This is a genomic window from Prevotella pallens, assembly GCF_900454935.1.
GTDB classification, from domain to species: domain Bacteria; phylum Bacteroidota; class Bacteroidia; order Bacteroidales; family Bacteroidaceae; genus Prevotella; species Prevotella pallens.
The window spans coordinates 1,558,455-1,572,294 of the sequence record NZ_UGTP01000001.1 but is presented as its reverse complement, the minus strand read 5'-3'; the positions used below and the strand labels follow the sequence as shown (position 1 = coordinate 1,572,294).

The following is a 13,840-nucleotide window of genomic DNA, read 5'->3' as shown; positions in this document are numbered from 1 at the left end:
TTTTATTAATTGATTATTGTATTATTACTCTCTTGTTCTAGCTTTTCAAGGAAAGCCTCCAATACGTCTTTATCTATATCGCCCATACTATATTCTTTCTCTGCATCTTTGTGGATTTCGCTAATCCACGTTTTCAATGCATCGTTATAGTCTTTTACAATTTGTGCTTCGATATCTTCAGTAATTTCTTTACTACCATAACAACTTTTAATAAGGAATCGTGTCCAGTCCCAAGCATATCTGTAATAGTTTGCATTTATTTCTTTGAAACGATCGTTCACGTCTTCGATTGTTTCTAAAAGACCACTCTTAATATCCTCAAGTATGCGTTGCTCTTCAAAATCTGGTAGAATTAATCCTCCTAGATCGTTCCATACATTAATGGAATCTTGTTCTAAAGGTTTATCGAATATATCCAAAAGCTTGGCTTTCTTTAGCATTTCTCCTATATAAATATGGAGAGCAATGTCGTATAGCCGAATACCCTTATCCAGGTTAGATGCTTTTATGGTATAACCTTTATATATATAGCTATCAGAATTCACCCCACACGTTTTCTTCAGCATTTTTAGATTATGTTTTCCTCTAAATAGTTCAAACGCTGTGAAAGGCGATAGCCACTCAAAATTAATGATACTTTTCTGTGTTCCCTGTGGACGTAAGTCGCGTTTATGCCATTTCCGTATATCGCGATAGAGTCCTACAGTTGCAATATTTCTTCCAGGAACAATGCAAGGTTTATCGTTATAAGCAATGATATATGAGAAAGGAAATGCTGTTGTATCTGGGTGATTGGTTATTTTACCGAAACAAACAGAAAACGAACCAATTGTTGCTGGCATAACTATATGGCTACCACTGGAGGTCTTACACCCTCTTTCTAATATTCCATAGTGCAACGGTCCCATCTTGTAAGCGTGATTTGAGAAGTTTGTGGCTGAACCTGCATTGTAGAACGAAAACATTCCTCCTATAAGAAGTGTGCTCTTATGATGCGAAACAGAGAAAGGACCGCAAAAAGCAGCACATGCTTCACCATTAGCCATATACGAATTGGCAAAGAATACACTCTGTGAAGCCGTAAAGCCGTTTGCAATATGACAAGTTTCGCCTATAAAACAATCTTGTATTTTAGCACTATTAATAATGCTTGAGCCTTCGCTTATGATAGAGTTTTCGCAGATAACACCTGTACCTATATAAACATTAGCATGTTCTGAGCTAAGAATGGTACAGTCGGAAAGTCTGCTCGCTCCAGATATCTCACAGTCGTTGTGAATGATTGTATTTGTTATCTCCTTAGAGTTTACTATCTTTACATTGTTCCCCATGGTGCTAACTGCTGGTGTTAGACGTGCTATTTCTTCTGAAACTAATCTACGAATAGCATTCTTAAGAACCTTATCTTTAAAGTGTTTTACCATAAGGGCAGCAAACTGACTACTTAATTCAGGAAACATAATGATGTTTCCATCGCCTGCCTCATTCAATACCGATATAACATTGCCTTGCCCATAAGTTGCACCTTCGGTTGTTTCCATTACCGAAACGTTAGCAATCAAGCAATCATCGCCTATAATGTAGTTGTTTATATAGTTTCCTATCTTTTCTATCAAACAGTTGTTGCCTATGGTTACGTTTCGTAAAGTAGCATCGTTAATGCCAGAATGCTTAAAGAAATTCTTCGAAACTTCAACATTCTTTTCAAAGGCTCCTAAACGAATATCTCCATAGAAGATAACACGATGCAAGTATTTAGGTTGGAAACCATCGTCTACCACTTCTATTTTGCTCCAGTCTTCAGCCCAACAATTGTTGTTCTCAAGAATAGAAATTTCGCTGTCGGTTAGTGCTCTGTATACCATATTTATTCTGAAACAATAAATGAAACATTATTTTATTGCATTCCTTCTTCAACATCTGTGTTGTACAAGAAATCGTTGTAAGGGTACTTCTGCACGTGAAGTTCTCTTACTTTTTTATATAAAACATCTCTAAACTCATCGATGTTCTCCTTTTGCTTTGCCGATATAAACAAACAATCATCGTTTAGTTTTGCCATCCACGTGCGTTTCAATTCTGTAAGCGATATATTTTTTTTATTCATTGGTGTTAGGTCGTCGTCTTCCTTCTCTTCCCAAGAATAATTATCTATCTTGTTGAAGATTATCATTGATGGCTTTTCGGCGCAATCTAAATCTTTTAATGTTTCTGTTACTACTTGTATTTGTTCTTCAAAATCGGGGTGAGAAATATCTACAACGTGCAATAATAAGTCGGCTTCGCGCACCTCGTCGAGTGTTGATTTGAACGAATCAACCAAATCGGTTGGCAATTTGCGTATAAATCCTACAGTGTCTGCTAAGAGAAAAGGTAAATTCTGAAGCACAACTTTACGCACTGTTGTATCTAATGTGGCAAACAACTTGTTTTCGGCAAACACTTCGCTTTTGGCTAGCATATTCATAATGGTTGATTTGCCCACATTGGTATAGCCTACCAAAGCTACACGAATAAGACGTCCACGGTTCTTTCGTTGTGTTATTTTCTGTTTGTCAATCTCTACTAAACGTTGTTTCAGTAGGGTCATACGTTGCAAAATTATACGACGGTCCATTTCCAATTGGGTTTCACCAGGACCACGCAAACCTACCGATCCTTTACCACCACCTGAGCCAGAACCACCACCTTGTCGTTCGAGGTGTGTCCAAAGACGTTGCAAGCGTGGTAACATATAACGGTATTGTGCCAATTCTACCTGTGTTTTGGCATTGGCTGTTTGTGCACGCATAGCAAATATATCTAGAATGAGAGACGTTCTGTCTAGTATCTTTACTTGCAATTCGTTTTCAATGTTTCTTAATTGCTTAGCCGATAACTCATCGTCGAAGATTACCATACCAATAGGTTCGTCTTCATCTTCTTTCTGTTTTATGTATTCTTTTATCTCTGCAAGCTTTCCTTTACCCACATACGATGTCATATTTGGTCCACCAACACGCTGTGTAAAGCGTTTCACGGTAACGGCTCCTGCTGTATCGGCAAGAAATTCCAATTCATCTAAGTATTCTTTGGTTTTGGAATCATCTTGTTCTTTGGTTATTAAACCAACAAGCACAGCTGTTTCAGCCTTGACTTCTGATATAACAAATTCTTTCATTCAACAAATACTAGTATATATATAATGTGGCTACAAAGTTAATAAAAACTTAAGAGTATGTGAGAGACGTATGAACGTTTTTTATTCGTAATTGTTATTTTTTATAAATAATGTGCTGTTTACCGCACCTTATATAACAGAATAACGTACTTTTGCAAGCCAAAGGATGCGAGCAGAAGTATGGCAGCTTAGTATAAAGAAACTGTTTCATACTATGGTTTCATAAGTTTCATACGGTGGAAACTGCGAGTTTCTGCAGAGAAACTGAGAGTTTCGTACTATTGATACTGTGGGTTTCTGCGGAGAAACTGAGAGTTTCGCACTATTGATACTGCGAGTTTTTTATAATTGTACTAACTTTTATTAATAAAGAAGATGGAGATAACAATAGCACTTGGTTCAAATACCAAACAAGAGCGGCATATAGAAGAAGCTTTTGAAAGACTGAAGGCTGTGTTTCCTGATATTACTTTCACGCAACCACAATGGACAGAACCTGTTGGTATTGTGTCGGATAAATACTTAAATTGTATTGCGCATTTCACCACTTCGCTATCGTTAGAACAACTTGTGCAGCAGCTAAAGAATATTGAAACTGCAATGGGCGACACACACGAAAACCATAAACAAGGCATTGTACTGATAGACTTAGATGTTATAAAATATGGAGATAAGGAGGTTAAGAAAATTGCTTGGCTACAATAACAAACACAGAGATGATGTTTTAGCAGTGTTCTGGCAGCGTTTATGTTGTATTTTGGCATTTCTGTGCTTGTCCATTTTGTCGGTATCGGCACAAACTACCGATCCTGATCCTATATTATTGGATAAAGCTGTGGCGTATTTCAACTCGGAGAAGTATCACGAGGCATTGCTTATTTTTCAACAATTAGATAAACGATACAAACTGAACGACCGCTTTCGTGCTTATATTGGTTTGTGCTATTACAACGACTGGGAATATAAAAGTGCAACGAAGTATCTCGACGAAGTAACACCACGTCTTACTATGCTTGCTCCTCACGAACGCTCTGTGTATTATTTTGCCAATGCAGAGAGCCATTTTCAGTTGCAGGAATACAAACTTGCCATTCCTTTTTACGAACAAGCACTTACTGTTTGCTACGACAACGAGAAAGGGGAAATATACTATCGGCTCGGCTTGTGTTATATGTTTGGTTCAGAATGGGAGAAAGCACGCAATGCCTACGCACATTGCGAAGAATTTTTCAGAAAATATAGAAGCATACCCGATGTGGAAGCGCGACTAACACAAGCCATAAATATGCGCAAAGGCTGTCAAGCTAAGATTAACGAAAAGTTAGCTATCGACAGCATTGCTCGTGCTAAGGCGATAGAAGACAGTTTGCGTGCCATAGCGGCAAGTGTTCCGTTAGATTCTATATACACCGAAAAATATATAGATTCCATACATTCAAAACCTATAATAACAACATCTAAAATAGACACGAAGAAACAAACGCCCCAACTGCCAATAAACGATAAGCCTGCAAAACAAAAGAAGAAACAAGAAGATGTTGCACCTATCAATCTTGAAGACTTGTATAAAAGCAAGGTGAAAGTGGAGGAGTAGTTTCTAAGAATACACTTAAAACCAGACAAAACAGAAGTGGAACTAATAAGTATTATAAAGAAGTGGACGCTGCCAGTAGCAATAGCTATGGGTGCTGTGGTTTATTTGTTGTTTGCTTTTATACCCCTGCTATCTCCTGCTGCAGAAGTATTCGAACCTATATTTGGTTTTCTGTTGCCTATCTGTATGTTTTTAATGCTTTATGTAACGTTCTGTAAAGTAAACTTTCGGAAACTTATTCCTGTTCAATGGCATCTGTGGATAGGCGTGTTTCAGGTGTTGTTTGTGTTCATTGCAGTAGGTTTCATACTCTTCTTTAAATTGCGGGGAAATGGTTTGATACTTATGGAATCAATATTGGCGTGCATTATTTGTCCTTGTGCATCGGCGGCAGCCATCGTTACGCAGAAGTTAGGTGGCAACATAGAAGATATGACAACCTACACTTTCTTGTCAAACTTTATTTGTGCAGCTCTTATTCCTATTTGTTTTCCACTGATAGAGCCTAATGTGAATGTAGGCTTTGCCGACTCTTTTCTTGTTATTCTTAATCGTGTTTGCCTTATTTTGGTTGCTCCAATGCTGGTAGCTTACTTCACAAAACATTGGCGTATATTGCAACCACTTTATAAATGGATTGTAAGTATGAACAATCTTGGCTTTTATTTCTGGGCTTTTACACTTACTATAGTAACGGGAACCACAGTGAAGAACATTATTCATGCCGATACAACTATCTTGTTTCTCGTCTTCATTGCTCTTGTGGGCTTACTGCTTTGCTTGGCACAGTTTGCCATCGGTAGGTTTATAGGTCGTTTTTTTGGAAAAACTATCGAAGCGGGGCAAGCTTTGGGGCAGAAAAACACTACATTCGCTATTTGGATTGCCTTTACCTATCTTAATCCGTTATCGTCTGTTGGTCCGGGTTGCTACATTCTTTGGCAGAACATTATCAACAGCATAGAACTATGGTATTACGATAAACACACGCACACATCTTAAAGAACAATATACTTACCGTATATGCACGCACAAGATAGTCTGTAAATGTACTGCATAATATGTAAAAAGCGAATATGTCGATTGTGGCATATTCGCTTTCTATTTTGTTTATTTCACAAAATCAATAAGGGTTTGAATAATGCGTTCGGCTGAACGCCCGTCCCATCTGTCGGGAATTGTTGCAGTCTTCCATTTGCCACTAACCATATCAGAAACAGCAGTACGAAGTTTCTGTGCATCTTCGCCCACAAGTACATTCGTGCCTTGTTTCACGGTTTCAATATGCTCGGTATAACTATTCAGTGTAGCACACGGAACATTAGTAAAGGTAGCTTCTTCGGCAACATTGCCCGAATCGGTTATAACTCCTGCTGCGTTTAATAGCAGATAGCTAAACTCTAAGTATCCTAAAGGTTGTACTATATGCAGGTTTCTGTGTTTTGATGCATCAAGTAACTTTACAACTTGTGCTGCATCAGTACGCAACGGAGCAATAATAGGCATATTGCCAGCAGCTTCAGACATCGTTTCTAACATTCGTTCTAAATTTGCTTTATTGCTCATTAGAGCCTTACGGTTGAGAGTGAAAACCAGATATTGCTTTGGCTTCAACTGTAATTCACTCACTGAAGCTATATTCTCCAACGATAAGTCCCCCATTCTGCTGCGATTAAAGCGTATATTATCAATTAGGATATTACCAACCATGTATACTCGAGAAAGCTCTGCCCCTTCTTTGTTAGCAATGCTGTTGTTGCTTAAACCTGCGGTAAATAGCACGTCAGATAGTCCGTCGATAACCAAACGATTAATCTCTTTTGGCATATTAATATCAAACGAGCGGGTTCCTGCTGCTATATGCGCTAAAGCAATGCCTTGTTTCTTTGCTACAATAGCTGCAGCCATAGTAGATGCAAGGTCGTCTACAACCACAACAACGTGTGTAGTGTTCTGTTGCAAATACTGCTCAAACTTCGACATTACCTGTCCTGTTAGTTCGTTCAAGTTCTCACATTCTACACCGAGATATACATCAGGGCGTGGAATTTGCAGGTCATCGAATAAGCTATCCTCTAACGTTGGATCATTCTTACTTCCTGCATAAACCAATGAATAGGCAATGCTTTTACTGTCCCAACCTTCGTTTTGCTTTTTCTTAATAATCCTGATAATAGGTGCAACCTTCATAAAGTTTGGTCGTGCACCACAAAAAATACAAACTTTAAGTTCGCTACTTGTTTGTGTCATTTATACTTTTATTTTCCTTTAAACATCTCTTTTATACTGCCAATCGAGCCCATAACGCCCGTTGCTTCGAATGGAAGGTAAACCGTCTTTTGGTTTTCGTTCTTCGCAAGTTCTTCCATCATCTGTATATACTTCTGTGCAATGAGGTAATTTGCTGGATTTGTGCTTTGTCCGACAGCGTCCGTAATTTTCTGAATTGCCACAGCTTCGGCTTCAGCAATATGTATTCGTGCTTCTGCCTGTCCCTCTGCAATGAGTATAGCCTGCTGTCTGTCAGCCTCAGCACGGTTAATTCGCGATGTCTTTTCACCTTCCGACTGGAGTATGGCAGCTTGTTTTTCACCCTCGCTGGTAAGAATTGTCGCACGCTTATTACGTTCTGCCTGCATTTGTTTCTCCATTGCTTGCAACACACTCTCCGGTGGTGTGATGTCTTGAAGCTCTACACGGTTCACCTTGATACCCCATTTGTTGGTTGCATCGTCGAGAACTGACCGCAACTTGGTATTAATGGTGTCGCGCGAAGTAAGCGTTTGATCGAGTTCCATCTCACCAATGATGTTACGAAGCGTAGTTTGTGTCAGCTTTTCGATAGCATTTGGTAGGTTGTTTATTTCGTACACAGCCTTGAATGGGTCCATAATCTGGAAATAAAGTAGCGCATTGATTTGCATCTGAATATTATCTTTCGTGATAACATTCTGACGGTCGAAATCGTAAACCTGTTCGCGTAGGTCTATAACGTTTGTGTAGACATAGCGTCCGTGGCGCACTGCCACCATTTCTTTCGCTCTATCAATAAAAGGAATGATGATATTGATACCCGGTTGCAAAGTTGCGAAGTATCGTCCTAAGCGTTCAATGATGCGTGTTTCACTCTGTGAGATTATAACGATTGCTTTTTTAGCAAAGACAACTGCCAATACAACGATGGCAATTAATACATAAGATCCAATGTTCATGATAGTTCTGTGATTTAGTTATTAATAAAAGGAATATTACTCTACCGTTTTCACGGCTATGATTATCGAATCTAAGCTTACAACACTTACCCTTGTGCCTTCTGCAATAGCTACACCACTTACAGAAGTAGCTTTCCACGAGTCGCCATCAATCTCTACTCTTCCGTATCCGTTTGGAGTGATGGGTTCTGTTACCTTGCCCGTCCTGCCTATAATGGCATCAGCATTGCTGAGTCTGATATCTTTGTTCTTATTCAAATATTTCAGTGCGAATGGTCGAACAAAGAAGATGCTTAATGCACTAACTACAGCAAAAACAATAACTTGCAGTGCATAACTGTCGCTGAAAGTCGAAACAATAGCAGCCACAACGCCCCCTATGGCAAAACATATAATGAAGAAATCGCCATTGGTCAATTCCAACACAAGGCACAACAGACCTACTAAAAGCCATGCCAACCAAAGATTTTCAAAGAAGTATTGTATCATAGCGTTACGTTTTTTAATTAGAATGTAAAGTTAATACTTTGTAACCAAACTAACAACTTTTATATAAAGAAATGACTAGAAAACAGAAAAGAAGAGCTATTTTGCTCTTCTTTCTATATCATTTATGAGTATTTCGCATACATAGTTTACTTTCTAGTTTTTACATCTTGTACTTTTCTAATTTTTCTACGATAAGTCCAAAGAATATTATCATCGGTTAGAGTTATTGTTTTCTCTATTAAGGTTGGCCAATTGTCTTTTCCTATATATGTTTCGGTGTGTATATGTGCTATTCTCTCAGATTCATCTACCGTTGTATCTGGTTGCTCCGAGTATGTATCAGTAGAATCATATTCGGTTGAATCCCATTCAGTCGTATCAACTTCAGCTGTATCAATACACGTTGAATCGCTATCGTAATCGTCTACAGCTACTACAGCTACAGTATCTTCATCAAGGCTATCAACCACAACACTATCAGCCCAATTGTCATCTAAATCACTGTCGTATACAGGCGTAGTGTATTTGTCTAAGTCGGTAATATATGTCCATTCGCCTTGTTTATTCCTACTTGTCTGTGATGCAAAATAGGTCATATTCCTATTTGTTCCATCAAGTGGTCGTCCTTTAGTTATGTTTCCTTCTGTCAGTGGATTGGAAAAAGTCTGAATTAAATCAAGCAAACTTGGTATATATGTGGCATAAAGATTGGTTAAGAACTGTATATTGGGCTTTCCCGTACGGGTCAAAGCCTGTGTTGCATATCTATTGTAACTGTATATGGGGCCTGCTAATTCTGAAGGAATATCGCCATAAATCAGATTTATTAGGGCTCCTGATAAATCTGCCGATATCTCTTCCGAATTGCTTACAATATACGATTTCATATCGGAAGTAAAGGTAAGAATAAGCGGACGCTTCTTCATAATATTAGCGAAATTATAATAAAACAGACTATCGTAAACTGTTTCTACTTTCTTTTTTGTATAATTGACATTCTCTAACAGGGATAGTTGAATAGTTGTTGTGAATGGAGAAACATTTAAAACCGTTAAACGGACTTTACACGAGAGATAGGGTTCACGCCTTGACATTCCATTAAAAAGATTATCATATTCTTCTGTAATAGAACTGAAGTCGAGCATTGTATTTATTGAATCGGGAGTGCCACTCTGTGTTTGTTCTAATGTAAACTCGTAAACTGCAGACTGCCCTTTCTTAAACTTAGGACTGTAGCTATTGTTTTTTTGCGCCCATAGACCGTTGGCTATAAGCAATGTTATGATGGTTAAGAATATTCGCATCTTATTTTGTTGTTGTTTTATTGCTTTCATCTTGTCTGTTTCTTTAGTCATCGCGTCGCCTTACTACCTTATAAATTGTGCCAACACTGTTCGGATAGTTAATAATAACTGTATTTTCGTATTTCTCCAGCCAGGTGTTCTTATCCATTTTTACATCTATTATATTCTGAGCCTTGCACAATACTCCTCTATCTTCTATCGAGGGAAGTGAATCTTCATAGTCTGTTATAACTGAATCTGCGACAACTGTATCTATTTCAACAGTGTCCACATCGGTTGTATCTATGTCGACGTATGGTTCGTATACGCTTGAATATGTTTCCAAATTCATTTTAAGATTTATAGCCCTGCCTTTACCTTTCGTTACATCACTCACAAACTTAAACGAACCTTCTTTCTCTTCTAACTTTCCTTCTTCTCTGTGTCCATTCTCACAGCGTAATTGATAAGCATCTGTAAACGCATTGATACCAGGAACAAACAAAGAAATGAATCCTTCTATGGCATTTGCTTTTCGCATATCTTCTATAATCTCTTCATCGCTTTGTTTATCTTCGCCTTCAAAAACGGAAAGTTTCCGCCTGCGCCCTTCGTTAATTACTTGTCTATATAATTCATCTGCGTTGATAACTTTCCATTCGCCCAATCTTTTTGACATCATCAAATATAGTTTGAGAGTCTTCATAAAGTTAATTACGTCTAAAACCTCTTGGTCTCCTTCTTTTTTCTCAATAAACTTAGGTAAGTTTATATCCAGAAGTTTTACCTCCATAATATAGGAATATGGTGTTGAATCAAGTACTTTCAGCGAGAATTTATTCGAAATACTGTCGCCTGTAGGAATCATTCCTGAAATATCCATTAGAGAAAAAACTCCCCCCAAGGATACAAATGGTGAGTTTAGTTCTAATCCATCAACAGTAACATTATCACAATTTCGCCTGTGTGTTTTTGTACATATATACTCGTAAGTTGCGGTTTGCCCTTTCTTAAAGTCAGGCAAATAAGTTTGTTTAATTTGTGCTGATGCCCAGAGGGTTGTGAGCAACAATAGTAACGTTGTGGCGGTTCTACGCATATTTTGATGATTTAATGAGTTATAATTATTGTTATAACCTCTATTTCTTAATGACGCAAAGTTATTTATTCTTATTTAAATAAGCAAATAACACTATATTATTTTTATTAAAAAGAAATAAAAACAATACTTATCGTGAAAAAAGTTTGTACTTTCGCAGCCAAAATAAATAGAAAGAGCTGATAACAGCTAAGATTTCCATAAGTATTTTAAAGAAAATAAGAAATGAAACAGATTAAGTATTTATTGGTAACAATTGTAATTGCCACACTTACCGCATGCGGAACCACATCTACAGTGCCACTTACAGGTCGTAGGCATACCATTAGTGTGTCTGATGCAGACATCCTTAGCTTAAGCAAAACACAGTATGCAAAATTTATGGCGAGCGCAAAGAAGTCTACAAATGTTAAGAACACACAAATGGTAACACGTGTTGGGCGTCGATTAGCTGATGCCGTAGAAAACTATTTGCGCAATAATGGTTATGCTGACGAAGTGAAGAACTTTCAGTGGGAATTCAATCTTGTGCAAGATAAGCAAGCCAACGCATTCTGTATGCCTGGTGGAAAAATTGTGGTTTACGAAGGATTACTACCTTATACACAAAACGAAGCAAGCTTAGCTATTGTGTTGGGGCACGAAATAGCACACGCAGTGGCAAAGCATAGCGCCGAGCAAATAACAAAACAACAGAATCAAAGTATTGGAACTACTATATTGGGAACAGTTTTAAACTCTACAGTTGGCAGTGGTACAGGCGATATTGTTAATTCAATAGCTTCAACAGGACTTTCGCTTCTTAATTTGAAGTATAGCAGAAAGAATGAGCAAGAGGCAGATTATATGGGTCTTATTTTTGCTGCAATGGCAGGTTACGATCCGCAAAACGCTATTCCTTTTTGGCAACGTATGGCTGCCTCGTCGCAAGGTGCGCCTATGGAATTTATGAGTAGCCACCCTTCTGACGCAACTCGCATTAGGAATATACAGAAATGGATGCCAGAAGCAATGAAATATTATCAGAATGGTCAAAGTAAAGAGAGTACTACAATACAAAGTATTCATATAGGTAGTGGTAAACAGAAAAGAGCACGGAATAGATAATTATCCCAAATTGCTTATTATACCATAATACGTATAGTTCTCATTACTCTAGTATAATTCTCTAACATATTTTATATTCTTATCGGCATATTGTCTATCCGTGTAACTTTAAGTAGTCCGCTACGCCTGCGTTGCAAATACAAACAATCTGCTTGATAATAAAACAAACAATGTTTAGACTCTAATGCCCCGTTTAGGATAAATGTGTTAATTTCTATCGGTAATATTCTATTTACGTAAAATTCTTCAATAGATTATAAATTCTATGATATTACACGCCAAAAGCTACTGTCTTGCGATGCAAGATAGTAGCTTTTCTTATAATAACACTAGTAATATCATTTCAGAATAGGATTATCATTGCAAAGTTAAAGTTCAGTAGGAAATGGGTAGATAGACTATAAACAGAACCTACTTTTTACTCACAAGTCAAATAGAATATATCAGATGTCAGTAGCTCTTTTCTTAGATATCTGTCACTATCGTTACAGATATCTGTAACGATCGTCTTAGATATCTATCAGTTTCAAATTAGATATCACAAAAAACGATGGCTTTTATGGCTCTATATAATACCACTTAAAAGATATTTACTCAGATGAGAATTACAGATTCCATTACTCTGCATAGTTTTGTTAATGGTTTTATTATAAGTGTTTGATTAACAATATACTATTCCTTTTTCTGTTATGTTGTGGTGGGGCCTATTACAACTACCATCTTTTTTACTAAGCCCAAATAAAAGGCACTTATAATTTTCATTGATTAGATAAAGTAAACGAAAGCCGTTTCAGAAAATTCATCTGTCAGACATTTATTGTTCGAATAGTATAAGAATATAAACGAAGACTCATTAACAGGATCGACAGTTCTTTTCGAGGCAGTTAATGAGTCAAAACCCTTTGTCTTCTTAGTCTACTTGCGTTGGCTTATTTTACTCTCCGTTTATTTCCTTTAATCCAAAGATAAACTCCAAGTGAAATGAACGCAAGCAATATAAGTATCATTTGCCACGCATACTTTTCTGGTTCTACCCAAAATTCTTTGAAAAAGTTTATGCGCCCAAGTATCTCTACAGGTGTCCAGAACACAATAACAGTAGCAATAGACATACGAATGTTAGCTCCCCACGATGCAATGTAAAGTTGTCGTTTAAACATAAATAACGAACCTATAAAGCAGCCGAGCCCCACAAGGAAAGTTATGGGGTGGTGATCGCCTAAGAAACTCTTATCGTAACAAAACATTAGCAGCAGATACATTCCCCAAAGCATCATCATAGTTTCCATAAAAGTAACGATACTGGTGTGGCGTGTCATAGGTTGTGCACAAATGGTGCGTTGTTTTTTACCAAAACATTTGCGCTGAATCCATGTAATAAAGTCGCATCCGTTGCGTGTTGAGAATATATACATCACCATAATAGATGCCCACATACCGAACGAAGCAGGCATAATTAGGTATTCAGGTTTGGTAACAACAACGCCATTCTCTATTTCTGGTGGCACTCCATAACGCCGTGCATAGAACATAAACAGAAATTCTACCCACCCTGTCCAGAACAATAAGCCGCCAATGAATCCCCACAGAGTTTGCCGTGTATCGCCTTTTGTAAATACACCCACTATCACCATAATTAAGCCGACAAACCCTAACAAGAACCCCGCAGTATGAACAGCACTTTCAGACATAGTCTTCTCCATAGCAATCATAAGTCCATGACCTAATGGCATAGAGAAAAGTACCAACAGAAAAGATGCAATAGCACGTCCAGTATATAATTTCTTAATTTCCATTCCTTATTGTTTCAATGTGTTCTTATATAATATAATGTGTAATTAGTTATGATAGGAAACGTAAATATAGTATGAAATATTGTGAATGTTTGCCTAATTC

12 protein-coding genes are annotated in these 13,840 nt (G+C 37.6%); 4 read left to right on the top strand and 8 right to left on the bottom strand.

Going from position 1 to position 13,840, the window contains the following annotated elements; translation table 11 throughout:
- Window positions 1-5: 5 nt before the first annotated feature.
- Window positions 6-1,865 (bottom strand): DUF4954 family protein, encoded by a 1,860-nt coding sequence (locus DX009_RS06660; RefSeq protein ID WP_115083454.1) that lies wholly within the window; start codon window positions 1,863-1,865, stop codon window positions 6-8.
- Between the two features lie 32 nt (window positions 1,866-1,897).
- Window positions 1,898-3,160, bottom strand: coding sequence for a GTPase HflX (gene hflX, locus DX009_RS06655; RefSeq protein ID WP_115083453.1), 1,263 nt, complete (start codon window positions 3,158-3,160; stop codon window positions 1,898-1,900).
- Between the two features lie 375 nt (window positions 3,161-3,535).
- Here hflX and DX009_RS06650 point away from each other — a divergent pair, with 375 nt between their 5' ends.
- From DX009_RS06650 to DX009_RS06640, 3 genes are read left to right on the top strand one after another with little or no spacing between them, the layout of a single operon-like run.
- Window positions 3,536-3,865: a 2-amino-4-hydroxy-6-hydroxymethyldihydropteridine diphosphokinase gene (locus tag DX009_RS06650; protein WP_006044619.1), complete on the top strand. Its 330-nt coding sequence runs from the start codon at window positions 3,536-3,538 to the stop codon at window positions 3,863-3,865.
- Complete coding sequence (locus tag DX009_RS06645) at window positions 3,825-4,754, top strand: tetratricopeptide repeat protein (protein WP_245944600.1); 930 nt, start codon at window positions 3,825-3,827, stop codon at window positions 4,752-4,754. Before DX009_RS06650 ends, DX009_RS06645 begins: the two co-directional genes overlap by 41 nt.
- Before the next feature lie 36 nt (window positions 4,755-4,790).
- Window positions 4,791-5,756, top strand: coding sequence for a transporter (locus DX009_RS06640; RefSeq protein ID WP_115083452.1), 966 nt, complete (start codon window positions 4,791-4,793; stop codon window positions 5,754-5,756).
- Between the two features lie 108 nt (window positions 5,757-5,864).
- Here DX009_RS06640 and DX009_RS06635 read toward each other — a convergent pair whose 3' ends face one another.
- The 5 genes from DX009_RS06635 to DX009_RS06615 form a co-directional block, all read right to left on the bottom strand.
- Window positions 5,865-7,004 (bottom strand): UDP-N-acetyl glucosamine 2-epimerase, encoded by a 1,140-nt coding sequence (locus tag DX009_RS06635; protein WP_115083451.1) that lies wholly within the window; start codon window positions 7,002-7,004, stop codon window positions 5,865-5,867.
- A gap of 8 nt (window positions 7,005-7,012) precedes the next feature.
- A complete protein-coding gene (locus DX009_RS06630) occupies window positions 7,013-7,966 on the bottom strand; it encodes an SPFH domain-containing protein (protein ID WP_115083450.1) in 954 nt (317 codons plus the stop codon).
- A 36-nt stretch (window positions 7,967-8,002) separates the two neighbouring features.
- Window positions 8,003-8,455, bottom strand: a complete 453-nt coding sequence (locus tag DX009_RS06625; protein ID WP_115083449.1) for an NfeD family protein — start codon at window positions 8,453-8,455, stop codon at window positions 8,003-8,005.
- Window positions 8,456-8,601: 146 nt separating this feature from the next.
- Entirely contained in the window at window positions 8,602-9,810 is a 1,209-nt protein-coding gene (locus tag DX009_RS06620; RefSeq protein ID WP_115083448.1) for a hypothetical protein, read from the bottom strand.
- Window positions 9,803-10,837: a hypothetical protein gene (locus DX009_RS06615; protein WP_115083447.1), complete on the bottom strand. Its 1,035-nt coding sequence runs from the start codon at window positions 10,835-10,837 to the stop codon at window positions 9,803-9,805. The genes DX009_RS06620 and DX009_RS06615 overlap by 8 nt, the downstream gene beginning before the upstream one ends.
- Window positions 10,838-11,062: 225 nt before the next feature.
- Here DX009_RS06615 and DX009_RS06610 point away from each other — a divergent pair, with 225 nt between their 5' ends.
- Window positions 11,063-11,944, top strand: coding sequence for a M48 family metallopeptidase (locus DX009_RS06610; RefSeq protein WP_115083446.1), 882 nt, complete (start codon window positions 11,063-11,065; stop codon window positions 11,942-11,944).
- Window positions 11,945-12,873: 929 nt separating this feature from the next.
- Here DX009_RS06610 and DX009_RS06605 read toward each other — a convergent pair.
- Window positions 12,874-13,740, bottom strand: a complete 867-nt coding sequence (locus DX009_RS06605; RefSeq protein ID WP_006044628.1) for a hypothetical protein — start codon at window positions 13,738-13,740, stop codon at window positions 12,874-12,876.
- Window positions 13,741-13,840 lie beyond the last annotated feature (100 nt).